The organism is Actinomadura latina NBRC 106108, assembly GCF_001552195.1.
GTDB lineage: Bacteria > Actinomycetota > Actinomycetes > Streptosporangiales > Streptosporangiaceae > Spirillospora > Spirillospora latina.
Genome location: NZ_BCQS01000035.1, coordinates 68,172 through 90,959, shown reverse-complemented (window position 1 = coordinate 90,959; position 22,788 = coordinate 68,172). Strand labels below are relative to the sequence as shown.

The window sequence follows — 22,788 nt, the reverse complement described above, 5'->3', positions numbered from 1 at the left end:
CGTTCCTCGCGAAACGGTACCCCGACGCGATCGGTGACCCGCCCCCAGGCCCGGGAGGCCCCGGCCGTCCCCCAGGAGTCAGGTCCAGGTGAGGCGGTCGGTGATGAGGGCCTGCTGGGCGGGGTTGCCGGTGAGGGCGAGAGCGCGGAGGTCCGCGGTGCGGGCTTCGCGGTGCCGGCCGAGGTCGCGGAGGAGTTCGGCGCGGGTGGCGTGGTAGATGTGATGGCCGTCCAGGGCTCGCGCGAGGGAGTCCAGTTCGTCCAGCGCGGCTTGAGGGCCCCGGACGTAGCGGAGCGCGATGGCCCGGTGGAGGCGGACGACCGGTGTCCGCGTCATGTGCAGCAGCATGTCGTAGAGGACGAGGATCTGCGTCCAGTCGGTGTCCTCCCAGGTGGGGGCCTCCGCGTGGCAGGCGACGATCGCGGCCTGCAACTGGTACGGGCCGGGACGGTGCATCGCGGCGGCGCGCTCGATGAGCCGGACGGCCTCCCGGACGGCGTCGTGGTCCCATCGGGCGCGGTCCTGGTCGCGGAGGAGGACGAGGCGGCCGGCGGCGTCGAAGCGGGCGGCGGTGCGCGCCTGGTGCAGCCGGATGAGCGCGAGCAGGCCGAGGACCTCGGGCCGGCGCGGCATCAGCCAGGCGAGGTTCTCCGCGAGCCACTGCGCGTCGTCGGCCAGGTCGCGGGCGTGCGGGCGGTCGCCGCCGCTCGTCAGGTACCCCTCGTTGAACAGCAGGTACACCACGGCGAGGACCTGGTTCAGGCGCTCGTGGAGTTCGGTGTCCGGCGGGATCCGGTACGGGATGCCCGCGTCGGTGATCTTGCGTTTGGCGCGGGTGATGCGCTGCGCGACGGTCGTCTCCGGGACGAGGAAGGCGGCGGCGATCTGCCCGGTCGTCAGCCCGCACACGGTGCGCAGGGTCAGCGCGACCTGGGCGGGCACGGGCAGCGCGGGGTGGCAGCAGGTGAAGACGAGCTTGAGCCGGTCGTCGGGCTCGCTCGGCACCGGCCACTGCAGCCGGGCCAGCTTCTCGCGGTAGCCGGCCTGGCGGCGCAGCAGGTCGATGCCGCGGCGGCGGGCGGTGGTGAGCAGCCAGGCGTCCGGATGGTCCGGGATGCCGTCGACGGGCCAGCGCTTCAGGGCGGTCTCGACGGCGTCCTGCATGACGTCCTCGGCGGCGGAGAAGTCGCCGAGGGTCCGGATCAGGCAGGCCGTCAGCCGGCCCGCGTGCTCGCGCAGCACGCGGGTCAGCTCGGCGTGCACCCTGTCCATCAGGCGGGGTCCATCAGGCGGGGCCCATCAGGCGGGCTCCATCAGGGCCGGGTCCAGGGCGGGGTCCATCAGGTGAGCGGGCGGATCTCGACGATCGGGCACGCGGGCCAGTCGCGGGCGACGGCGAGGGCCTCGTCCAGGTCGGCGACCTCGACCTCGGCGTAGCCGCTGACGACCTCCTTGCCCTCGACGAACGGGCCGTCGGTGAGCAGCGGCTCCGGCCCGTCCAGGCGCATGGTGGTGGCCGTGTGCGCGGGCTGCAGATGCCCGTAATGGGTGATCTGCGCGGCGTGTCGGCCGAACCACTCCATGACCTGCTCGTAGGCGGCCTGGCGCTCGTCGTCGTTCATGGCGGCCAGTTCCTTGGCGAACTTCTCGGTCTCGGCGAACAAGAGCACGTACTTCACGGTGTCCCCCTAGCTGGCGGGCAGCGGCGCGTACAGGTCGATGCCGTTGCCGTCCGGGTCGAGGACGGTCGCGTACCGCATCCCCCAGAACGCGTCCCACGGCTCCTTGGCTCCGGTGTACCCGGCTTCGGTCAACTCGGCGTACTTGGCGTCCACATCCGCCGGCGTCGGCGCCTGGAAGGCGAGGAAATTGCGGGGGCCGCCGGACGGCTTCGTCCAGCCGTCGACCGTGGGACCGCGGAAGCCCTCGGTGTCGAGCATCAGGTGCAGGCCGCCGGGCAGGTCGCAGTCCGCGTGGTCGGGGTAGGCGGCGTCCACCTTGAACTCGACGCCGAGGCGGCGGTAGAAGGCGACGGCGGCGTCCATGTCGGACACCAGGATGTCGATCGTGTTCATCGTCAAGTCCATGACATGTTCCTTTCGGCGCCCCGGGACGGGGCGATCGGCTGCTGTCACCCCCTAGACGAACGGTGGACGGGCCGATCCGACACGTCCGAAAAAATCACGGCTCGCGGCCGGGACCGCGGGCGGGCGGACATGGCGTTCATGGTCGCCGCGCGCCTACCGTCCCGCAAGGCAGAATCCTCATGTGGCGAAGAAATGTCCGTGCGGTGCAGGCCCTCGGTACCGGGATTGCTGCGGCCGGTTGCACCGGGGTGAGGCGGCGGCCGGGACGGCCGGGGAGCTGATGCGGTCGCGGTTCAGCGCGTTCGCCGTCCAGGACGAGGCGTATCTGCTGAGGACGTGGCATCCGGCGACGCGTCCGGAGCGGGTCGGTTTCGAGGACGGCACGCGCTGGACGGGGCTGGAGATCGTCCGGGAGGAGAACGGCGGGCCGGCCGACGAGAAGGGCGTGGTCGAGTTCCGCGCCCGCTATCTGGCGGGCTCGGAGCCTGGCGAATTGCACGAGGTCAGCCGTTTCGTCCGGCATGACGGCGCGTGGGTCTACGTCCGGGGCAAGATCATCGACTGACCGCGGGCCTGAGCCGGCGTCCGCACCGGACGAGCAGGACCAGCAGCAGGGCCGGGGCGACGAAGACCGCGGCGCGCAGCGTGGTGAGGTCGGCGAGCGTCCCGAGGGCGAGCGGCGCGACGCCGATCGCGACCCCGGACGCGAGCGCGCAGCGGGCCGCGGCCCGGACGGGCTGCGCCGGCCACGCCGCGAGCGCCCGGCCGAGGATCACCGGGTAGAGCAGCGCCACGCCGAGCCCGGTGACCAGCAGCCCGACGACGGCGAGCGGGGCCGGCGCCGTCCACAGGATCGCGAACCCGGCCATGCCGACGAGCGCGGCCGCGGCGAGCAGCCGGTCGGGCCGTCCGAGCGCCCGGACGACCGGGCCGGACGCGGCCCGCCCGACCGCCATGCCCAGCACGAACGCCGCCGACAGCGTGGCCGCGGCCCCCGCGCCGAACTCCTTCACGTCGCCGAGGAAGTCCGCGGCCCAGAACACCATGCAGAACTCGACGCCCACGGCGAGCACGAGATCGAACCACCTGCTCCGGAACGCCGGCGGAGCCGTTCCGCGCGCCCCGCCGCCGGCCCCCGGCCCGTCCCGTGCGACACCGCTGCCGGCTCGTCCGGTCGTGGGCGGGCGGGTGATGAGGAGGAGGACGGCGGCCACCGCGAGGGGCGGGATCGCGAACGCCGCGCGCCAGCCGAGGCCGTGGGCCAGGGCGGCGCCGATGAGGATCGGGGACAGCACGGACGCCGCGCTGGAGACCGCGTTCGCCACTCCGATCTGGATCGTTCCATCGCCGCCGTGCAGGGCGCGCAGCCCCGTCGGGACGAGCTGCACGAGCCCCGCGCCGCCGAGCCCGAGGATGAGCGCCCCGGCTCCCGCGCCCAGGCGGCCCCCACCGGCCGCCATGACGCAGGCGCCGCCCACCAGCGCGGTGAGGGCGGCGGGAAGGGCGAGGCGGCCGAGCCTTCCCGCCGCCCAGTGCCCGGTGAACCCGACGACCACGAGGCCGAGCGCGAAGGCCGACGGGTAGAGCGCGACCTCGCTGCGCGGGAGCCCGCGCTCCTCGCGCAGTTCGGGCAGGATCGCGCCGAGCGCGGTCAGCAGGTAGCCGAGGCACCCGAACGCCGCGTAGAGCCCGAACGTCCCCGCGCCGCGCCCGACGGCCGGCCTCGGGTCCGTGTCGGCAGGATCCATCGCATGCCTCCCGTATTATGCTCGTGCAACGAGGATAATACGCGAAGGCCAGGATGTCACCATGGAGCCGAAGACCGCGCACTCGGCACGGGCGCTGCGCAGCCAGGGGGCCCTCGCCGTGCTGCGGTACGTCCACGCGCACCCGTCCGCGACGCGTGCGGACGCCTCCCGCGCGCTGGGGCTGAGCAGCGGGTCCGCCACCGAGATCACGAGCCGACTCAAGACCTCCCGGCTCATCGACGAGGACCTGCCGCCCCGCACCGGCGGCCGCGGCCGTCCGTCCCCCGCGCTCACGGCCCACCCGGACGGGCCGCTCGTCTGTGTGGTGGACATCAGCCACGAGGCATGGCGGGTGGCGGCCATCGAACTGGGCGGCGGCGTCCTCACCGGATCCGACGGCCGCCACACCGGCTCGCCCGACGTGATCGGCATGCTGGCCGGGCACGTCGCGGCGCTGCACGTCCGCTACGGGCGGCGGCTGCGCGCGGTGTCGGCCTGCGTCGCGGGGACGGTCAGCGGCACGACGGTCGTCCAGGCGTCCGGCATGGGGTGGCGCGATGTCTCCCTGGAACCGCTCAAGCCCGCCGAAATCCCGCTGGTGGTCGGCAACGACGCCTCCCTCGCCGGCCTGGCGGAGGCGCGGCGCGGCGCCGGGGCCGGGTCGCGGGTCGTCCTGCACCTGACCGTGGAGGTCGGCGTCGGCGGCATCCTGGTCGTGGACGGGCGTCCGGTGGACGGCGCGACGGGCGCGGGCGGCGAGTTCGGCCACATGCCGTTCGGCGACCCCGCCCTCGCCTGCCCCTGCGGCGCCCGCGGCTGCTGGGACCTGGAGGTCGACGGCCGCGCCATGGCGCGGGCCCTGCGCCGTCCGCCGCCCCGCGACCCCCGCACGGCCGCCGAGGAGATCATCGCGTCGCCCTCCCGCGACGCCCGGGAGGCCGTCGCGGGCGCCGCCCGCGCGCTCGGCCGGGGCATGGGCGCCCTGGTCAACGCCCTGGACCCGGACGTCGTCACCCTGTCGGGCCTGGCCACCGATCTGGCCGCGGCCTCGCCCGGCGCTCTCTCGGAGGGTTACACGACGGGCCTGATGCGCTACCGCCGAGCCGACCCGCCGCCCGTCCGGCCGTCGACCCTCGGCCCTCGCGGCCCGCTGACAGGTGCCGCCGACGCCGCGTTCGACGTCCTCCTCACCGATGAGGGCCTGGACGCCTGGTCGCGCGCCTAGGCCTGGCGCCACTCCGGCACGGCACCGGCTTCGTGGAGGCAGAAGTCGGGCGCGCCTTCCAACGCCTTTTCCTCACCGCCCGGCGTGTACGTCACGATGAGCCGCAGCGGACGCCACGTCGTGTTGTACGTCGAGTGCCAGACGCCCTTCGGAATGTGGACGGCATCGCCCTCCCTGATCAGGAACGGCTCCCCGTCGTCCACCATCTGCGTCGCCTCACCGGAGATGACGTAGATGACCTCCTCGGCGTCCGGGTGGTTGTGGCGCGCGTGCCCCTTGCCCGGGTTGACGATCACCTCGCCCAGCGTGCTGCTCGCGCCCTCGACGCTCGACGGGGTGACGAACCATTTGATCGATCCCCAGTCGAAGGCCATCGTCGTCACGTCACCGGGATTGACCAGCATTCAGAGCTCCAGGTTCTTGAAGGCCGCCACCTGCTCCGTGATGGCCCGCTCGGTCGGCAGCCGCTCGACCGACGAGGCGCCGAAGAAGCCGACGACGCCTTCCGTCCGCGCCAGCACATAGGCGGCGTCGTCCGGCTCGGCGATGGGGCCGCCGTGGCACAGGACGAGGACGTCGGGCCGCGCGGCGAACGCGGCGTCCCGCATGGCCTGGACGCGCTCGACCGCCTCGTCCAGCGTCAGGGCCGTGCCCGCGCCGATGCTGCCCTTCGTCGTGAGCCCGACATGCGGGACGAGGACGTCCGCGCCGGCCTCCGCCATCGCCCGCGCCTGCTCCTCGTCGAACACGTAGGGGGCGGTGACGAGGCCGCGCTGATGCGCCTGCCGCACCATCTCGACCTCCAGGTCGTACCCCATGCCGGTCGCTTCGATGTTCTGCCGGAAGACCCCGTCGTAGAGGCCGACGGTCGGGAAGTTCTGCACCCCCGCGAATCCCATGGCCTGCAGCTGATCCAGGAACACGGGCATCACCCGGAAGGGGTCGGTGCCGCACACCCCGGCCAGGACGGGCGTCTCCTTGACGACCGGCAGCACCTCGGACGCCATCTCGACCACGATCTGGTTGGCGTCCCCGTAGGGCAGCAGCCCGGCCAGCGAACCGCGTCCCGCCATCCGGTACCGGCCGGAGTTGTAGATGATGATCAGGTCGACGCCGCCGGCCTCGGCGCACTTGGCGGACAGCCCCGTACCCGCCCCGGCGCCGATGATCGGCTTGCCCTCCGCCACGGCGTTCCGCAGCCGGAACAGGACGGTGTCACGGTTCACTGCGCTCCCCCCGCGATCATCTGGTGCAGCCGGTCGGCCATCGCGCGGCCGAACGCCGGGTCATTGATGTTCATGTCGAGCCTCTCCGTCTCCGCGGCGCCCTCCAGGGCCGCGAAGCACGCCTCGTCCGCCTCCGGATCGTGGAAGGGCATCCCCGGCGCATCCAGGGCCGACACGCCCCCGAGCGGCAGGAACAGCACGGCCGGCCCGGTCGCGGCCCGCAGCTTCCCGGCGATCCGCCGCCCCAGTTCGGCCATCTCCTCCCGCGTCGTCCGCATCAGCGTGACGGTCGGGTTGTGGACGTAGAGGTTGCGCCCCTCGAACCGCTCCGGGACGGTCTCACGCGGCCCGAAGTTGACCATGTCCAGCGCCCCGGGCGCCACGACCTGCGGGACCCCGAGCCGCCCCGCCGCCGTGAGCCGCTCGGGACCGGCCGACAGAACGCCTCCCACCAGGTCGTCCGCCAGCTCGGTCGTGGTCAGATCGAGCACCCCGGCCAGCAGCCCGCTCTCCACGAGCCCCTCCAGCGCCCGGCCTCCGGCCCCGGTCGCGTGGAAGACCAGCACCTCGTAGCCCAGCTCGTCCAGCCGCTCCCGCGCCGCGTCCACCGCCGGCGTGGTGACCCCGAACATGGACGCCCCGACCAGCGGCCGCTCGTCCGCGGCCGCCGCCGGCCGCGCCCCGGCGTACGCCTCGGCCATCCCGGCCGCCGCTGCCGCCGCGTTCCCGAGGATCAGCCGGGACACCCGGTTGACTCCCGCGATGTCGACGACGCTGTACATCAGCGTCACGTCCTTGGCGCCCACGTACGGCGTCACGTCGCCCGACGCCATCGTGGACACGATCAGTTTCGGCAGCCCGATGGGCAGATCCCGGACGGCCCGAGCCGCGATGGACGACCCGCCGCTGCCCCCGACGGCGAGCACGGCATCGACCCGCTCCAACCCCGCGAGGACGGCCGCCGCGCCCTCCCCCATCGCGGTGACGGCGGCTCCCCGGTCCCCCGCGTCCCGCAACGCGGTCAGCGACACGCCCCCGGCCCGCGCGACGTCCTCCGCCGAGACGTCGGCCTCGACCTCCGCCGGACCGACCCCCGCGTCAACGAGCACGACCTCGCACCCGAGTTCCCGCACCCGATCCCGAAGCCACACGTACTCCGGCCCTTTGGTATCGAGCGTCCCCACCAGAACCACAGTCGCCATGCACGATCACTTCCCGCCCCGCCCACCCGCCAACCGACCGGAACCTGCCAGTGCCGCCGCGTCAGCCGCCCCTGACCAAGATCGCTTAAATTGGATAATGACGCAGCAGTTCACGGTGTCCGAACTCCACCTGACGTACAAGAGGGGCGAGCTGGACCGCGCGATCCTGACGGACGCGCACGGCACCGAATGGGAGACGGCCTACACCGACACCGGCCCCGTCTTGGGCGACATGGACGAGGGTGACCGAGTCACCGGCACCATCTGGCGCGGCCGGGTGACCGAGGTCGCCATGAACGGAGACTCCCAGGACACGGAGACCGCCCCGGACGACCTGCGCGCGCTACCTCATCGGCGCACTGATCACGATTCCCCCCCAGCCTCCTTGGTCAAGGGGTCCGCCGTGCATCGGCGTTAGGCGGGGACGGCGGATTCGGTTATGGCGCCGTCTTCCAGGCGCAGGACCCGGTCGGCCTCCGAAAGGAGCGCCTGGTCGTGGGTGGCCACCAGGACCGTCACGCCTTCGCTGGCCACCACCGCGCGCAGGAGAGGCATGATCGCGGCGGCCGTCTCGGAGTCGAGCTGGCCGGTGGGTTCGTCGGCCAGGAGGAGCCTCGGGCGGTTGGCCAGGGCTCTGGCTATCGCCACGCGCTGGCGCTGGCCGCCGGAGAGTTCGTAGGGACGTTGGGCCGCGTGTTCTGCCAGGCCCACCAGGGAGAGCAGGACGCGTACCCGTTCGTCGCGCTCGGCCGGGTTCGTGCGGACCAGGCGCAGGGGGACCTCGATGTTCTCGGCGGCCGACAGCACCGGGATCAGGCCGTGGGATTGGAAGACGTAGCCGATGTGGTCGCGGCGCAGGGCCAGGAGGTCGTTCTCCGGGAGCGTGCCCACCTCGCGGCCGGCCACGTGGACGGTGCCGCCGTCGGGGGTGTCGAGGCCGCCGATCAGGTTGAGGAGGGTCGTCTTGCCGGAGCCCGAGCGGCCCTTGATCGCGACGAGCTCGCCCGGAAGGACGGTGAAGGAAGCGCCGCGCAGGGCCGGGACCTCGATCTTGCCGGTGCGGTAGGTGCGGGTCAGGTCCTGGACGGCCACCATCGGGTCAGTCACGGGGTTCCTCCCGGTCGGGCCAGACGCCGACGTGGTCGCTTTCCAGGGCGAGGCGGACGCGGTCGCGCAGGTCGAGGGCCGCGGTGAAGGCGGCGGGCAGCTGGACGCGGCCGGCGCGGTCGAGGAGGGCGTACTCCTCGGCGGTGCCGCCGCCGCGGCGGACCTCGACGCTGGTGCGGCCGTCGCGGATGCCGACGGTGCGGTCGACGCGTTCGGACACCTGCGCGTCGTGGGTGACGACGACGGTGGTCGTGCCGAGTTCCTCGTTGACGCGGCGGAGCGCGGCGAAGACCCCGGCGGCGGTGGCGGTGTCGAGTTCGCCGGTGGGTTCGTCGGCCAGGACGACGTGGGGCTCGTTGGCGACGGCCACCGCGATCGCGATGCGCTGCTGCTGGCCGCCGGACAGCTCGTCCGGGCGCCGGTCCGCGCAGTCGCCGACGTCCAGCATGCCGAGGAGTCCGGCGGCGCGGGTGGCGCGTTCGCGGCGGGACCGGCCGGCGAACCGCATGGGCAGCTCGACGTTCTGCGCGGCGGTCAGGTACGGGAGGAGGTTGCGGGACGTCTGCTGCCAGATGAACCCGACCTGTTCGCGGCGGAAGCGGAGCCGCTCCTTGGACGTCATGGTGAGCAGGTCGGACCCGGCGACGCGGGCGACGCCGGCGGTGGGGACGTCGAGGCCGGACAGGATGTTGAGGAGCGTCGACTTCCCGGAGCCGGAGGCGCCCACGATGGCGACGAGTTCGCCCGGGTCGACGAGCAGGTCGAGGCCCTGGAGGGCGACGACCTCGACGCCGTCCGTCTTGTAGATGCGGACGAGGTTGTCGCAGACGATGTGGGCGCCCTCGCCGTAGACGGGTCCGCGTTCGGCGGCGCGGCGCTCCAGTTCGGCGAGGTCGGGTGCGTCGGGCATCAGTCCCCCGTTCTCAGGGCGGTTCCGGGGCGGGTGTCGAAGAGGCGGTCGACGGCGACGGCCGCGGCCGCGGCGAGCAGGAGGGCGCCGATGAGGCCGAGGAGCGCGGCCGGGCCGGGAGTGTGGGCGGTGACGGCGAAGCCTCCCGTGTAGGGGCGCAGGTCGACGACCGGGCCGGTGATCTCGGGCAGCAGGAGGCCGAGGACCCAGCCGGCGCCGACCGCGCAGAGGAGGACGGGGGCGATCTCGACCAGGGCGAGGCCCCTGCTCTGCCGCCGGCTGAGGCCGAGGGCGCGCAGGTGGGCGACGGTGCGGCCACGGGCGCGGGCGCCGACGACCAGCACGAGCAGCACCGCGAGCAGGCCGAACACGCCGCCGATGAGCGCCCCGTCCCGGAACGTCTGGTGGACGACGGTCACCATGGGGCCGCGCGTCAGGTCCCGCAGGACGTCCCGGCGCAGCTGGACGTCGCTTCCGGCGGCGGCGCGCAGGGCCTCGGCGTCCACGTCGCCGGTGACGAAGACCTGCGAGGGGAAGCCCTTCTCACCGGCGACCATCGTGTACGGGACGACGGCGAACGCCGTGCCCGGGTCCTGTCCGGGGAAATGCTCAATCTGCCCCGAAGGATCGACCTGGATCGGGGACATCCCCGGACGGCTCAGAGTCTGCGGCTCCATGCCCCTCGTGCGGGCGGCGAGCGGTGACAGCAGGACGCCGGACCCGGACGGGATGCCCGGCACGGCGGGCGCCAGTTCCCGGTAGGCCTCCAGGTCCACGCCGACCACGGTCATCGGGGCCTGGTCGGTGGCGGTCGACACTCCGGTGATGACCCGGGCCCGCACGGCGCCGGTCACGCCGGGCAGCGCGCGGACGCGGGCGAACGCCGCGTCGTCCACCGGCCCCGCCTCGATGCGCGCGTCGGCGCCGATCTTCGACCAGGACGCGCGCACCTGGCCGTCCCGCAGCGCCGTGTCCGCGGTGGCGGCGAACCCGGCGACGGTGGCCGCCAGCAGCAGCACGACGAGCGGCAGCGCTCCCACGAGGTTCTGCCGGGACGCGCGGGCGACGCCGAGGAACGCGACCGCGCCGCTGCGCCGCCGCAGCAGCGGCCCGGCGGCGCGCAGCAGGTACGGGTAGCCGCGCAGGACGAGGGCGCCGAGCGCCGCGCCGAGCAGCACGGGGACGGCGGCGACCAGCGGGTCCGTGCCGGCCGACGCGCCGCGCTCGCGCAGCAGCACGACGCCGATCACGGCCAGCGCGACCAGCAGGAGGTCCAGGACGAGCCGCCGCACCGAGGGCCGGGCGGCGACGAGGTCGTCGCGGCGTTCGGTGGCCGAGCCGAGGCCGCCGCCCCGTTCCCGCCACACCACGGCGGCGGGCACCAGGAGCGCGGCCGCGGCCAGCGCGCCGATCGCGTAGGCGGAGGAGCGCTGCGGCGGCCCGGCGTCCAGCAGCCGTCCCGCCAGGTACCCGAGGAGGGCGGCGGGGACGACGGCGAGCGCGGTCAGCCCGCAGGCGGGGACGGCGAGCTGCCGCAGCGACGCGCCGCGCGCCCGCATCGTGCCGAGCGCCGGGCGGAGCCGCTCGCCGAGCAGCCCGGCGGCGAGGAGCAGCACCCCGGCGGCGACGGCGGCGAGCCCGCCGCGCGCCAGGCCGAGCACGGAGCGGGCGGTGTGCAGCCGTCCGGCGAACTCGTTCAGCCGGTCGTCGAGCGCGGAGACGACGTCGCACGGGAAGATCCCGGTGCGTCCCCGGACGGCGGAGCGGAACGCGTCGAGGTCGCCGGCCAGGGCGGCCGCGTCGCCCGCGCCGATGTCCGCGCCGCGGACCGGGAAGCGCCAGCTGAAGGTGAACTGCGTGTCGCTCTCGCGGACGACCCGCGAGTATCCGCCGGCGTCCATGAGCGCGGTGCCCGCGTCGGCCTGCCCGCCGTCGCCGCCGAGCGCCACCTTCACCGGGTGCAGCAGGCTGGGGCGCGGCGCCCAGAACGGGTCGGCGGCGTTCACCGGCTCGTACAGTCCGGAGATCCGGACGGTGAGGTCACCGAGGTCCATCCGGTCGCCGGCCTTGTAGCCGAGCTGCCCGGCGTACTTCGCGGAGACCATGACGCGGATGTCGCCGCTCGTCTCCGACGCCGGGTTGACCGCCGGGTCGCCGGCGACGACCCGGATGCGGCTCCACGCGCCGAGGTCCCAGCCCAGGTACAGCCGCCGGGGGGCGGAGAACCGCCCGGGAACGGGCAGCTGCTCCGTCAGGGCGGACGCCTCGGGTTCGCCGGCGACCTTCGCCAGCGAGCGCGGCAGCGCCTGCTGCCAGGTGACGCTGCCGGCCTCCAGCGCGGCCCGGCTCGGGACGGCCGACCACGCGGTGCTCCCCGCCGCCTTGCCCTCCACCGTGAGGTCGGCGGAGGAGCCGACGGCGGCGGCAGCGGCGCGGTCGTACCCGGCGGCGGTGCGGGACGGGACGGCGACCGCGAGCAGCGCCGACAGCAGCGACAGGACGGCCAGCGCGACGAGCGGCGCCCACTGCGCCCGTGCCAGCCGCACGGCGGAGCCTCCCACCGGCAGGGCGGAGCGTCTCATCGGTCCTCCCCCGCGCGCAGCCCGGCACCGAGGTTCCGGCGGCGCAGCACCCGCATCACCGGCGGCAGGACGAGGCCGAGCACCGCCGCGACGCCGGCGAGCATGGCCAGCACCACCGGCCACCGGACGACGAGTTCGGCGGGCGGGTACGGGGCCGCGGCCTGCACGCTGAGCACGACGTGCGGGACGACGAGCCGCGCCACGACGAGGCCGAGGAACGTCCCGCCGAGCAGGCCGAGCGCGACCAGGTACGCCTGTTCGATCGCGAGCATCCCGGCGACCTGCCGCGGATGGACGCCGAGGGCCCGCAGCACCGCGAACTCCCGGGCCCGCTCGCCCGCCGTGACCGCCGCGTTCACGACGAACGCGATGACGGCGAAGGCGAGCGCGGCGCCGAAGCCGAGGACGAGCGCGCCCTGGAGCGCCGCGCCGAGCGGGGCGTCGCGGAGTTCGGCGCGCACCTTGACGCGGTCGGCGGCGATCTCGCCCCAGGCCGGGTGCTCGCCGAGCGCCGCGGCGGCCGGGGCGGTGCGCCCGCCGCGCACCGACGCCCACCATTCGCCCGGCTCGATGCTCTCGCCGGCGGCGCCGCCGGCGGCGAGGCGGCTCTGCGTGAGCGTCGGCAGGTCGACGAGGACGCCGGGCCGGCCTGGCGGCACGGTCGGCAGCGCGGGAGCGATTCCCAGGACCTTGACCGGCTGGTCCCCGTCCACGGTGCTGAGGGTGACGGTGCCGCCGACGCCGACCTTGGCGCGTTCCGCCATCTCGTCGGTGATGACGCCCGGCACGATCGGCTGCAGGTCGGTGTTCTGGAGCCCGTGCTTCGGCGGTGCGGACGTGCCGAGGATCGCGTGGACGGTGCCGCCGGTCGCGCTGCTGTAGACGCCGCGGCTCGGGTTCGGGTCGGCGGTCGCGGGCATCGAGATCTCCGCGAGCGCGCCCTTCGTTTCCTTGGCGTCCTTCAGGTGCGGTTCGAGAGGCTCGGCCGGGTTCGGTGAGTAGGCGAACACGTCCCAGCGGAGGCCGGCGGGCGGCGGGGCGTCCCCGGTGCCGTCGCCGCGCACGTCCAGGACCTCCAGGTCGAGCGGCCCCGTGTAGGGGTTGTCGTCGTAGGCGTAGTGGACGCCCTCGACCGACAGCGGGTAGGACGGCACGCCGCCCGGCCCGGCCAGGACGGCGGTGTCCAGCGCGACCGTGTGCTCGGCGCCGTCGGCGCGGAAGCCGGGCAGCTCGACCCGCCTGGCCAGCCCGTGCGCGTCCACGACGGTCACCGCGACCCTGTACTCCGCGTCGGCCGCCGGCTCGTCGCCGCCGGGCGTGGGGCCGGTGCGGGTGAGCTTCAGGTCGAACAGCAGCCGCTTCGGCTCGCCCGGGACGGTCAGCGCCGGGGCGGCGGGACGGGCCCCGGCCAGCTCGTCCAGCCGCAGGTCGCGCCGCAGGCCGGGCTGGACGCGCAGCACCCGCCCGAGCGTCCCGGTGTCGGCGGCGAGCAGCGTCGCGGGCTCGTTGCCGAGATCGCCGTCCGTGCGCAGCACCGCCGTCGCCGCCGTGACGCCGGGCAGCGCCGCGAACCGCCCGCCCTGGCCGAGCTCCGCCGGGCCGCCCCCGCCGGTGGCGGGGGTGAGCCGCAGGTCGGCGCCGCTCTGGAAGTCCGCCTGGTCGGTCTGCGACTGCCGCCAGGTCGCCATCGTCGTCACCGACAGCACACCGACGGCCATCGCCATGACCAGCAGCAGGACGGGACCGGCGTAGCGGAGCTGGCGCCGCCCGACCTGCCGGGTGCCGAGGACGGGGACGAGCCCGCGTCCCCGCGTCGCGACCCGCTCGGCGACGCGCGACGCCCCCGGCACGACCCGGAGCAGCAGCACCCCGCCGGCGAGCAGCGCCAGCGCGGGGCCGGACACGATGAAGGGGTCGATGCCGGACGTGCCGTCCCCTGCGCCGCCCGCGCCGTCGGCCCCGTACCGGGTGAGCTGCCAGATCGCGAGGCCGGCGACGATCAGCAGCGCCAGGTCGACGCCGGATCCGCGCAGGCCGCCGCGGCCCTGCCGGCCGATCCCGGCCTGCGCCTCGACGAACGTGCGGTTCGCGCCGCGCAGCGTCGGGACCGTCAGCGCGACCGCGCACGCCAGCGCCGTCAGCACCGAGACGATCCACAGCGGGGTGACGGGCCCGGCGTCCAGCCGCAGCCCCGACGCGCGCACCGCCGGGGCGTGCCCGGCGAGCCGCAGCAGCGGGCGGGCGAGCAGCGGGCCGAGCACCGCGGCGGGCAGCACGATCAGCAGGCCCTCGGCGAGGCCGAGCCGCGCGAGCTGCCGCATCCCCATGCCGCGGGTGCGCAGCAGCGCGACCTCGCCGCGCCGGTGGTCGGCGAGCAGCCGGGCGACGAGCAGCCACGCGCACCCGGCCAGCAGGACGAGCTGGATCACCGGGATCAGCATCGTGGACCGTGCCACGAGCACGGCGCCGTTCAGCTGCCGGGTCAGCTCGGCGAGCTTCGTCACGACGGTGAACTGCGCACCGCCGCCGATGTCCTCGAAGGTGCCGTCCGCGTGCGTCACGCGGTCGCCGAGCGGGCCGAGGTCGCCGGACCCGACGTCCCGCAGGTCGGGCATGACGGTGAAGCGGGCGTCGGTTCCGGTTCCGGTGAACGTGGCGGCGAACACCTCGGGCGGCACCACGAACGGCCCGTAGGTCGTGTAGTCGAGCCGTTCGACGCCGGTCGTGATGAGCCGGTCGTCCTGCCAGAAGTAGTGCTCAGGGTCGGGGACGTCGAACAGCCCGACGACCCGTACCTTCACCACCGACTTCTTGTCGACGCGTCCGTGCATCGTGAGGACGTCGCCCACGCCGGCGTCGATGGCCTTGGCCGCGGCGGCGGGCAGCACCGCCTCCACGTCACCGGACGTCGCGGCGGGCCAGCGTCCCTCGGCGAGCCGCGCGTGCTTCTCGATGCCGGTGCGGGCCTCGAACGCGGTCAGCTCGGGATGGTCGCTCTTCTCCTGCCCGGGAAGGGTGTAGGAGTCGCTGCGCACGCTCATCGAGGTCGCCAGCGGCACGTCCCGGTAGATGCGCTCGAGGGCCTCGCCGACCTGGCCCTGCACCCGGGTGAGGCCGTTCGCGGGGACGTGCGCGCCGATCGTCGTCCCGGCCGAGGCGAACGTCGCGTCGGCCAGGGTGCGCCGCAGCCCTTCGCGGGTCACCGACCCGGTGTAGCCGACCAGTGCCGCGAGGACGGTGGTGGCGAACAGCGCGGTCGCGCAGGCGGCCAGCACCAGCGTCCGATCGCCGGCCATCCGCCTGAGTACAAGCCCCCGTCGCCCCACAACCGTTCATGATCAATTATCGGTGACGTCCACCACAAGGGCCCGCTACCGTTCCGTAACTTTCTGCAACGTTTCCGCAATATATGACAAATCACCCGCCGGTCCCGGCGCGCGCGGGCGGGTCGGAGAGGTCGTGCGCAAGGGAGCGTAATGATCTCGCAAACGGGGTGGCGCGCGGGGGCGCGGGACGCGAGAAGAGCAGGGCGGACCGAGCCACCGGGGGGATCATGCGCAAGATCATCAACTCGACGTACGTGTCGTTGGACGGCGTCATCGAGAAACCGCAGAACTGGACGGAGCGGTACTTCAAGGACGAGGCGGCCGCGTATGCGCGGGAGCTGCTGTTCTCCTGCGGCGCCCTGCTCATGGGGCGCGGGACGTTCGACGGGTTCTCGCGGGCGTGGCCGGCGATGGAGAGGGCGACCGGCGACTTCGGCGTCCGGATGAACGCCCTGCCGCACTACGTCGTGTCCGACTCCCTGAAGAAGCCGGGCTGGGGCGACACGACGGCGATCCCGCGGGCGGAGGCCGTCGCCGCGATCACCGGGCTGAAGGAGCGGGACGGACAGGACATCCTGCAGTACGGCTTCGGCCCGGTTTCGCGCACGCTGGTGCGGCACGGCCTGCTGGACGAGCTGCGCCTGTGGATCCACCCGGTCTTCGTCGGCACCGGCAGGCCGGACGACCTGCTCACCCGGAAGGGCTTCGCCGCATCGCTCGAACTCGCCGGCACGAAGACGTTCCGTACCGGCGTGATCGTCGCGACCTACGTCCCGGCCACCGCGTAGGGCCGCCGCGTAGGTCAGCGGCGTAGGTCAGCGGCCGAGGAGGCCCCGGAGGAATTCCGCCGTGCGGGACGGCGGTTCGGCCTGGACGCCGAGGCGGTTGAGGACGTCGCGGTAGCGGGCGATGTCGGCCGTCCGGTCCGGGTAGAGGGCGCCGGTGAGCTGCTCCAGGTAGACGACGTCGGGCAGCTCGCGCTCGGCGAACCGCAGCAGCGTCACCGGGCCGCTCTCGGCGGCGTGCCCGCCGGAGGTGAACGGGATGACCTGCACGGTGATGTTCGGCCGCGCCGCCGCCTCGACCAGATGCTCGATCTGCGCGCGCATCGTCGCGGGGCCGCCGACGGTGCGGCGCAGCACCGCCTCGTCCAGGACGGCCCACAGCTTCAGCGGCTCCGGGCGCTCGAACACGCGGCGGCGCGCCATGCGCAGCTCGACCCGCCGCTCGATCTCCTCCCTGGGCGCCTCGGGCCGGCGGGCGGCGATGAGGGCTTCGGCGTACTCGGGGGTCTGGAGCAGCTCCGGGACGTCCTGGACCTCGTACACGCGGATGAGGTCGGCGCCCTGCTCCAGGCCGAGGTAGGGCTCGAACCAGCCGGGCACCACATCGCCGTACGCCTGCCACCAGCCGGGGGTGTTGGCATGCTCGGCGAGGTCCAGCAGCGTCGCCCGGACGTCGGCGCCGGTCACGCCGTAGAACGTGAGGAGGTCGGCGATGTCGCGTTCCTTGAAGCCGACGCGGCCCAGCTCCATCCGGCTGATCTTGGAGTGGGAGCCGCGGATCTCGTAGCCGGCGGCCTCGGTGGAGATCCCGGCGGCCTCCCGGAACCGGCGCAGCTGGGCGCCCACCACCATCCGCAGCACGGTCGGCCCGGCGTCCCGCAGGTCCGGCGCGGCCCGGTCCGGCGCGGCCCGGGCGGGCTCGTCCTGGCGTCCGCGGAGGGTCACGGCTTCACCCCGACGGCGCAGAACTCGTCCACCTCGTCCGGCTCCCCGAACGGGCCGGGCTCGGCGCGCCACCGCGACACCGGCACGACGCCCGGCTCAAGGATCTCCAGCCCCGCGAAGTAGCCGCCGATCAGCTCGGGAGTGCGCAGGTGGTAGGGGGTGTCGCTGGCCTGGTTCCACAGGTCGATCGCGGTCCGGAAGGCCTCGCCGGTGATGACGTCGGTGCCGTCCGCGACCACGAGGTGGCTGCCGGCCGGGAGCGCGCCCATCAGGTGCCGGACGATCGAGCGCGCCTCGTCGTAGTCGGCGACGTGCCCGAGGATGTTCAGCAGCATCAGCCCGACGGGACGGCCGAGGTCGAGCGTCCGGGCGGCCTCGGCGAGGATGCCGTCCGGGTCGCGCAGGTCGGCGTCGACGTAGCTGGTGGCGCCCTCCGGCCTGCTGGTGAGCAGGGCGCGGGCGTGCGAGAGGACGAGCGGGTCGTTGTCGACGTACACGATGCGGGCGTCCGGCGCGGCGCGCTGCGCGACCTCGTGGGTGTTGTCGACGGTCGGCAGGCCGGTGCCGATGTCGAGGAACTGCCGGATTCCCGCGGTGCCCGCGAGGTGCCGGACGGCGCGCGAGAGGAAGGCCCGCGAGTGCCGGGCGACGTCCACGATCCGCGGGTAGACGGAGACGAACTGGTCGCCCGCGGCGCGGTCGACCGGATAGTTGTCCTTGCCGCCGAGCCAGTAGTTCCAGATGCGCGCGGACTGCGGCACCGTGTCGTCGACGTCGGGTCCGGGTCGTGCACCGGCGTCCGGTGCTGACTCTCCCACGGAAATCCTCCTGAACGTGTAGGAAACCTACCTACGGGGAGAAGTTACTCGACGTCGGGACTCTTGCCCACCTGCCCTGAACCTCCCAGTTTGTCGCGATCTGCGGCAACGGGCGGCGCCGTTTCCAGCCTTCCGGGCGCTGACCTGGCAGGATCGCGGTTCCGAGAAGAAATCTGAAAAAGGCCGGGGCGGGATGTCGATCCGGTCTCCCCTTCTTCGACGCGTGAGCAAAGGCCGGGGATGACCCGGACACAAGATTGAGGAGGCACCCATGCGGTTCCTGATGATGACGACGGACACCGGCCCCGACGACGCCCCGCCGGACGAGAGGCTGCAGCAGGAGATGGGCAAGTTCATCGAGGAGACCGCCAAGGCGGGGGTGCTCCTCGCGACCGGCGGGCTGGAGCCCTACGGCACCCGCATCACCTCGTCCGGCGGCAAGGTCACCGTGACGGACGGCCCGTTCACCGAGGCCAAGGAGGGCGTCGTCGGCTTCGCGCTCATCGAGGTGCGCACCCGCGAGGAGGCGGTCGAGATGTCCAAGCGGTTCTACTCGATCGTCGGAGACGGCGAGGGCGTCATCAAGCAGGTGTTCGGCCCGGACGACCTCCCCGGGCAGTGACCCCCCGCTGAGTCCGCGCTGCGCTTGCGCTGAGCTTGCGCGGCGGCCGGTGCGGGTGCTCTCATCGGCAGCGTGACGACTCCGGCCAGGTCCGATGTCCACGCGAGCATCGACGCGGTGTGGCGGCTGGAGGCCGCGCGCATCATCGCCGGGCTGGCCCGCATGGTGCACGACATCGGGCTCGCCGAGGAAATCGCGCAGGACGCGCTGGTCGCCGCGCTCGAACAGTGGCCGGAGTCAGGCGTCCCGGACAACCCGGGCGCCTGGCTCATGGCCGTCGGCAAGCGCCGCGCCATCGACCGCATCCGCCGCCGGCAACGCCTTGAGCACAAACTGGAGGAGATCGGCCGCGACCTGGAAGGGCAGGCGCCGCCGGAACTCGACGTCCCGGACGACGAGCACATCGAGGACGACGTCCTGCGGCTGATCTTCACGGCCTGCCACCCGGTGCTGGCCGTGCAGGCGCGGGTCGCGCTGACGCTGCGCATGCTCGGCGGGCTCACCACCGAGGAGATCGCGCGGGCGTTCCTCGTCTCCGAGCCCACCGTCGCGCAGCGGATCGTCCGGGCGAAACGGGCCCTGTCCGACGCCGGTGTGCCGTTCGAGGTCCCCGCGGGACCGGACCGGGCGGCGCGGCTGTCGTCCGTCCTGGAGGTCGTCTACCTCATCTTCAACGAGGGGTACGCCGCGACCGCCGGCGACGACTGGGTGCGGACGGACCTGTGCCAGGAGGCGCTGCGCCTCGGCCGCATCCTCGCCCAACTCGCGCCCGGCGAACCCGAGGTGCACGGGCTCGCCGCGCTGATGGAGATCCAGGCGTCCCGGACACGCGCGCGCACCGGCCCGTCCGGCGAACCCATCCCGCTCTTGGAGCAGGACCGGGGCCGCTGGGACCGGCTCCTCATCCACCGGGGATTCGCCTCCCTGCTGCGCGCGAAAGGCATCGGCGAGCCGCCCGGACCGTACGTCCTGCAGGCGGCCATCGCCGCCACCCACGCGCAGGCCCTCGCCGCCGAGGACACCGACTGGGCGCAGATCTCGTCCCTCTACGAGATCCTCGCGAGCATCGCCCCGTCGCCCGTCGTCGAACTGAACCGCGCGGTCGCGGTCGGCATGGCGCACGGCCCGGAGCAGGGCCTCGAACTCGCCGACGCGCTGGTGGACGAGCCGTCCCTGCGCGGCTACCACCTGCTGCCGAGCGTCCGCGGCGACCTCCTGGAGCGCCTCGGCCGGCTGGACGAGGCCCGGACCCAGTTCGAGCGCGCCGCCGAGCTGACCCGCAACGCCCCGGAGCGCAAGGTCCTCCTGGCCCGAGCCGCCGCCCTCGCCGGCCCGTGACCCTGACCCGTGACGCCGATGGCGGCCCGGGATTGGTCATGACCCAAAGTATGTTTCGCTACTCAAGGGAATTCGCGGAGGGAGTGCCCGTGATCGATCATTCGGACGTTGAGGTCGCGGCGCGGCGGGTGGCGGGGCGGGTCCGGCGCACGCCGATGCTGGAGGCCGGACCGGGACCGGCCGGGCGGATGCGGCTGAAGCTCGAACTCACCCAGCACACCGGGTCGTTCAAGGCGCGGGGCGCGTTCAACCACATCCTCGCCGCGCGGGACGAGGGGCGGCTCCCGGCCGTCGGCGTCGTCGCGGCCTCCGGCGGCAACGCGGGCCTCGCGTTCGCGTACGCGGCGGCGGAGACGGGCGTGCCCGCCGAGGTGTTCGTCCCGGAGACGGCGCCCCCGGTGAAGGTCGCCCGGCTGCACGCGCTCGGCGCCACCGTCGTCCAGGTCGGGACGCGGTACGCCGAGGCGCAGGACGCCGCCACCAAGCGCGCCGCCGACACGGGGGCGCTGCTCTGCCACGCCTACGACCTGCCGGAGGTCTGCGCCGGGCAGGGAACGCTCGGTCTGGAGATCCTGGAGCAGACCGGCGGGGAGGCCGACACCGTCCTGATCGCGGTCGGCGGCGGCGGGCTGATGGCGGGCGTCGCCGCGGCCCTCGAAGGGCGGGCGCGCGTCGTCGGCGTCGAGCCCGAGACCATCCCGACCATGGAACGCGCCCTCCACGCCGGACGTCCCGTGGACGTGGACGTCTCCGGGGTCGCCGCCGACTCGCTCGGCGCGACGCGGCTCGGCGACATCGCGTTCTCGGTCGCGTCCCGCACCGGCGTGCGGCCCGTCCTCGTCCCCGACGAGGCGATCATCGAGGCCCGCCGGCATCTCTGGGCCGAGTACCGGCTGGCCGTCGAGCACGGTGCCGCCGCCGCGCTCGCCGCCCTCCGCACCGGCGCCTACCGCCCGTCCCCGGGCGAACGCGTGGTGGTCGTGCTCTGCGGCGCCAACACCGACCCTTCCGACCTGGCCTGACACCGACGAGACCCACCGACAGTCACTGGTGTGCCGCTCTGTCATCCCATTACGCGAGAATCCAACGGCCCGGTTCACCACGGAACCGGACCGCGGGCTGAGGAGACGTCAGCTGAGCAGGTCGGCGAGGGTCTCGCGCCGGGACGGATGGCGCAGCTTGTGCATGCCCTTGGACTCGATCTGCCGGATGCGCTCGCGCGTCACCCCGTAGACCTTGCCGACCTCTTCGAGGGTCTTCGGCTCGCCGCCGGCCAGCCCGAACCGCATCGAGATCACCCCGGCCTCGCGTTCGGTGAGCGTCTCCAGGACGGCGTCGAGCTTGCCGCGCAGCATCGAGGACGCGACGACGTCCGCGAGGTCCCCGCCGTCCGGGTCCTCGATGACGTCGCCGAGCTCGCCGTCGCCGTCCTCGCCGAGCGGGGTGTGCAGCGACAGCGGCTCGCGGGCCTGCCGGCGCAGCCACTCGACCTTCTCCGCCGTGACGTCCAGCTCGACGGCCAGTTCACGGGAGGTGGGCTCGCGGCCGAGGTCCTGCATCATCCGCCGCCGGACGCGCGTCATCCGGTTGAGCACCTCGACGACGTGCACGGGGATGCGGATGGTGCGGCTCTGGTCGGCGAGCGCGCGGCTGATCGCCTGCTTGATCCACCAGACGGCGTAGGTGGAGAACTTCAGGCCCCGGCGGTACTCGAACTTCTCCACGGCGCGGATCAGCCCGAGATTGCCCTCCTGGACGAGGTCGTTCAGCGCCAGGCCGTGGCCCATGTAGCGCTTGGCGAGCGAGACGACGAGGCGCAGGTTGGCCTCGACCATGTGCTGCTTCGCACGCGCGCCGTCGGCGGCGATCCACGCCAGGTCTTCCTTGTCCTGGAGGCTGAGGTCGTCGCCGAGGGTTTCGAGGCGTTCACGGGCGAACAGGCCGGCCTCGATGCGCTTGGCCAGGTCGACCTCCTGCTCGGCGGTGAGCAGCGCGGTGCGCCCGATGCGGGACAGGTAGTCCTTCATCGGGTCGACGAGGTTCACGGTGGCGCGAGAGGACGCGCTCGGCGTGCGGCTGGCGTTCAGGGCGGTGTCCTTTGCTCGTCCTGCCGGGAGGGAACGGCTCACCCGGTCTCGGTACCCGCCCGCCTCGCGACATAAACTTAGAACCATCCTATTTATAGGCTGAGTACAAACTTAGGTCGACCTGTGCGAGGGTGGTGGCATGGGCCTGCGGGAGATGAAGAAGCGGCAGACGAGGCAGACCATCTCGGACCAGGCGGCGCGCCTCTTCCTGCGGCACGGCTTCGACCGGGTGACCATCGCCGACGTCGCGGCGGCGGCGCAGGTCGCGAAGATGACCGTGACCAACTACTTCCCGCGCAAGGAGGACCTCGCACTCGACCTGCACGAGGAGTTCACCGGCCTCCCGGCCCGCACGGTCGCCGCGCGGGCGCCCGGCGAGTCGGCGCTGACCGCGCTGCGCCGCGCCTTCCTGGACGCCGCCGGCCGGCACGATCCGGTCGTCGGCTTCACCGGCCCCGACTTCGCCCGCATGATCACCGCGAGCCCGGCGCTGGTCTCCCGGCTCCGCGAGTTGCACGAGGAGCGCGAGGACGCCCTGGCCGCCGTCCTCGCCAGGGAGACCGCCGCCCACCCGGACGACCCGCTCCCCCGCCTGGTCGCCGCCCAGCTGGGCGCCGTCCACCGCGTCCTGTTCCAGGAGACCCTGCGCCGCACCATGGACGACGAACCGAACGAAGAGATAGCCGCCGCCCTGACCAGGTCGGCACGGACGGCCTTCGACCTACTGGCTCCGTCCTTGGCCCACTACGCGGTCCGCCCCACGTCCTGACGCTCGATGCC

22 protein-coding genes are annotated in these 22,788 nt (G+C 73.8%); 8 read left to right on the top strand and 14 right to left on the bottom strand.

Annotated elements, in window-relative coordinates:
* Window positions 1-78: 78 nt before the first annotated feature.
* From AL2_RS31670 to AL2_RS31660, 3 genes are all read right to left on the bottom strand, one after another.
* Window positions 79-1,272 (bottom strand): RNA polymerase sigma factor, encoded by a 1,194-nt coding sequence (locus AL2_RS31670; protein ID WP_067640173.1) that lies wholly within the window; start codon window positions 1,270-1,272, stop codon window positions 79-81.
* A 68-nt stretch (window positions 1,273-1,340) separates the two neighbouring features.
* Window positions 1,341-1,679 carry a YciI family protein gene (locus AL2_RS31665; RefSeq protein ID WP_067640171.1) on the bottom strand — a complete coding sequence of 113 codons (339 nt, stop codon included), beginning with the start codon at window positions 1,677-1,679 and terminating at the stop codon, window positions 1,341-1,343.
* A gap of 9 nt (window positions 1,680-1,688) precedes the next feature.
* The gene (locus AL2_RS31660) at window positions 1,689-2,087 is read right to left on the bottom strand and encodes a VOC family protein (RefSeq protein ID WP_067640169.1); all 399 of its coding nucleotides are present in this window, start codon (window positions 2,085-2,087) and stop codon (window positions 1,689-1,691) included.
* Between the two features lie 238 nt (window positions 2,088-2,325).
* On the opposite strand from AL2_RS31660, the gene AL2_RS31655 reads away from it, so the two are divergent.
* Entirely contained in the window at window positions 2,326-2,652 is a 327-nt protein-coding gene (locus AL2_RS31655; protein ID WP_245667073.1) for a YchJ family protein, read from the top strand.
* On the opposite strand, the gene AL2_RS31650 is transcribed toward AL2_RS31655, so the two are convergent.
* Window positions 2,642-3,835, bottom strand: a complete 1,194-nt coding sequence (locus tag AL2_RS31650; RefSeq protein ID WP_067640165.1) for an MFS transporter — start codon at window positions 3,833-3,835, stop codon at window positions 2,642-2,644. The genes AL2_RS31655 and AL2_RS31650 overlap by 11 nt on opposite strands.
* Window positions 3,836-3,896: 61 nt before the next feature.
* Between AL2_RS31650 and AL2_RS31645 the strand changes: the two genes are divergently transcribed.
* On the top strand, window positions 3,897-5,060 hold the full coding sequence (locus tag AL2_RS31645) for an ROK family protein (RefSeq protein ID WP_067640163.1): 1,164 nt from the start codon (window positions 3,897-3,899) through the stop codon (window positions 5,058-5,060).
* Here AL2_RS31645 and AL2_RS31640 read toward each other — a convergent pair.
* The 3 genes from AL2_RS31640 to AL2_RS31630 are packed head-to-tail and all read right to left on the bottom strand — an operon-like array spanning window position 5,057 to window position 7,488.
* Window positions 5,057-5,464, bottom strand: coding sequence for a cupin domain-containing protein (locus AL2_RS31640; RefSeq protein ID WP_067640161.1), 408 nt, complete (start codon window positions 5,462-5,464; stop codon window positions 5,057-5,059). The genes AL2_RS31645 and AL2_RS31640 overlap by 4 nt on opposite strands.
* The gene (locus AL2_RS31635; protein WP_067640159.1) at window positions 5,465-6,286 is read right to left on the bottom strand and encodes a phosphoenolpyruvate hydrolase family protein; all 822 of its coding nucleotides are present in this window, start codon (window positions 6,284-6,286) and stop codon (window positions 5,465-5,467) included.
* Window positions 6,283-7,488: a Tm-1-like ATP-binding domain-containing protein gene (locus AL2_RS31630; protein WP_067640157.1), complete on the bottom strand. Its 1,206-nt coding sequence runs from the start codon at window positions 7,486-7,488 to the stop codon at window positions 6,283-6,285. Before AL2_RS31630 ends, AL2_RS31635 begins: the two co-directional genes overlap by 4 nt.
* A 97-nt stretch (window positions 7,489-7,585) precedes the next feature.
* On the opposite strand from AL2_RS31630, the gene AL2_RS31625 reads away from it, so the two are divergent.
* Window positions 7,586-7,906, top strand: a complete 321-nt coding sequence (locus AL2_RS31625) for a hypothetical protein (RefSeq protein ID WP_067640155.1) — start codon at window positions 7,586-7,588, stop codon at window positions 7,904-7,906.
* On the opposite strand, the gene AL2_RS31620 is transcribed toward AL2_RS31625, so the two are convergent.
* From AL2_RS31620 to AL2_RS31605, 4 genes are read right to left on the bottom strand one after another with little or no spacing between them, the layout of a single operon-like run.
* Window positions 7,903-8,595 carry an ABC transporter ATP-binding protein gene (locus tag AL2_RS31620; protein WP_067640153.1) on the bottom strand — a complete coding sequence of 231 codons (693 nt, stop codon included), beginning with the start codon at window positions 8,593-8,595 and terminating at the stop codon, window positions 7,903-7,905. The genes AL2_RS31625 and AL2_RS31620 overlap by 4 nt on opposite strands.
* Window positions 8,588-9,505: an ABC transporter ATP-binding protein gene (locus AL2_RS31615; RefSeq protein ID WP_067640151.1), complete on the bottom strand. Its 918-nt coding sequence runs from the start codon at window positions 9,503-9,505 to the stop codon at window positions 8,588-8,590. Before AL2_RS31615 ends, AL2_RS31620 begins: the two co-directional genes overlap by 8 nt.
* Window positions 9,505-12,087, bottom strand: a complete 2,583-nt coding sequence (gene cas5 / locus AL2_RS31610) for a CRISPR-associated protein Cas5 (RefSeq protein WP_067640149.1) — start codon at window positions 12,085-12,087, stop codon at window positions 9,505-9,507. Before cas5 ends, AL2_RS31615 begins: the two co-directional genes overlap by 1 nt.
* The gene (locus AL2_RS31605; protein WP_067640147.1) at window positions 12,084-15,383 is read right to left on the bottom strand and encodes an ABC transporter permease; all 3,300 of its coding nucleotides are present in this window, start codon (window positions 15,381-15,383) and stop codon (window positions 12,084-12,086) included. The genes cas5 and AL2_RS31605 overlap by 4 nt, the downstream gene beginning before the upstream one ends.
* A 257-nt stretch (window positions 15,384-15,640) precedes the next feature.
* Here AL2_RS31605 and AL2_RS31600 point away from each other — a divergent pair, with 257 nt between their 5' ends.
* Window positions 15,641-16,201, top strand: a complete 561-nt coding sequence (locus tag AL2_RS31600) for a dihydrofolate reductase family protein (RefSeq protein ID WP_067640145.1) — start codon at window positions 15,641-15,643, stop codon at window positions 16,199-16,201.
* Between the two features lie 27 nt (window positions 16,202-16,228).
* On the opposite strand, the gene AL2_RS31595 is transcribed toward AL2_RS31600, so the two are convergent.
* Both AL2_RS31595 and AL2_RS31590 read right to left on the bottom strand, forming a co-directional pair.
* Window positions 16,229-17,143, bottom strand: coding sequence for a Sco1979 family transcriptional regulator (locus tag AL2_RS31595; protein WP_245667072.1), 915 nt, complete (start codon window positions 17,141-17,143; stop codon window positions 16,229-16,231).
* Window positions 17,140-17,967 carry an SAM-dependent methyltransferase gene (locus tag AL2_RS31590; protein ID WP_218003733.1) on the bottom strand — a complete coding sequence of 276 codons (828 nt, stop codon included), beginning with the start codon at window positions 17,965-17,967 and terminating at the stop codon, window positions 17,140-17,142. The genes AL2_RS31595 and AL2_RS31590 overlap by 4 nt, the downstream gene beginning before the upstream one ends.
* Window positions 17,968-18,232: 265 nt before the next feature.
* On the opposite strand from AL2_RS31590, the gene AL2_RS31585 reads away from it, so the two are divergent.
* From AL2_RS31585 to AL2_RS31575, 3 genes are all read left to right on the top strand, one after another.
* Window positions 18,233-18,583 (top strand): YciI family protein, encoded by a 351-nt coding sequence (locus tag AL2_RS31585; protein ID WP_067640141.1) that lies wholly within the window; start codon window positions 18,233-18,235, stop codon window positions 18,581-18,583.
* 108 nt (window positions 18,584-18,691) lie between these two features.
* Window positions 18,692-19,921, top strand: coding sequence for an RNA polymerase sigma factor (locus AL2_RS31580; RefSeq protein WP_439951378.1), 1,230 nt, complete (start codon window positions 18,692-18,694; stop codon window positions 19,919-19,921).
* A gap of 89 nt (window positions 19,922-20,010) precedes the next feature.
* Window positions 20,011-20,943, top strand: coding sequence for a threonine/serine dehydratase (locus AL2_RS31575; RefSeq protein ID WP_067640137.1), 933 nt, complete (start codon window positions 20,011-20,013; stop codon window positions 20,941-20,943).
* Between the two features lie 108 nt (window positions 20,944-21,051).
* Here the strand turns inward: AL2_RS31575 and AL2_RS31570 are convergent, their stop codons facing one another.
* On the bottom strand, window positions 21,052-22,050 hold the full coding sequence (locus tag AL2_RS31570) for an RNA polymerase sigma factor (protein ID WP_376741329.1): 999 nt from the start codon (window positions 22,048-22,050) through the stop codon (window positions 21,052-21,054).
* A 97-nt stretch (window positions 22,051-22,147) separates the two neighbouring features.
* Between AL2_RS31570 and AL2_RS31565 the strand changes: the two genes are divergently transcribed.
* Entirely contained in the window at window positions 22,148-22,777 is a 630-nt protein-coding gene (locus AL2_RS31565) for a TetR/AcrR family transcriptional regulator (protein ID WP_067640133.1), read from the top strand.
* Window positions 22,778-22,788: the final 11 nt, after the last annotated feature.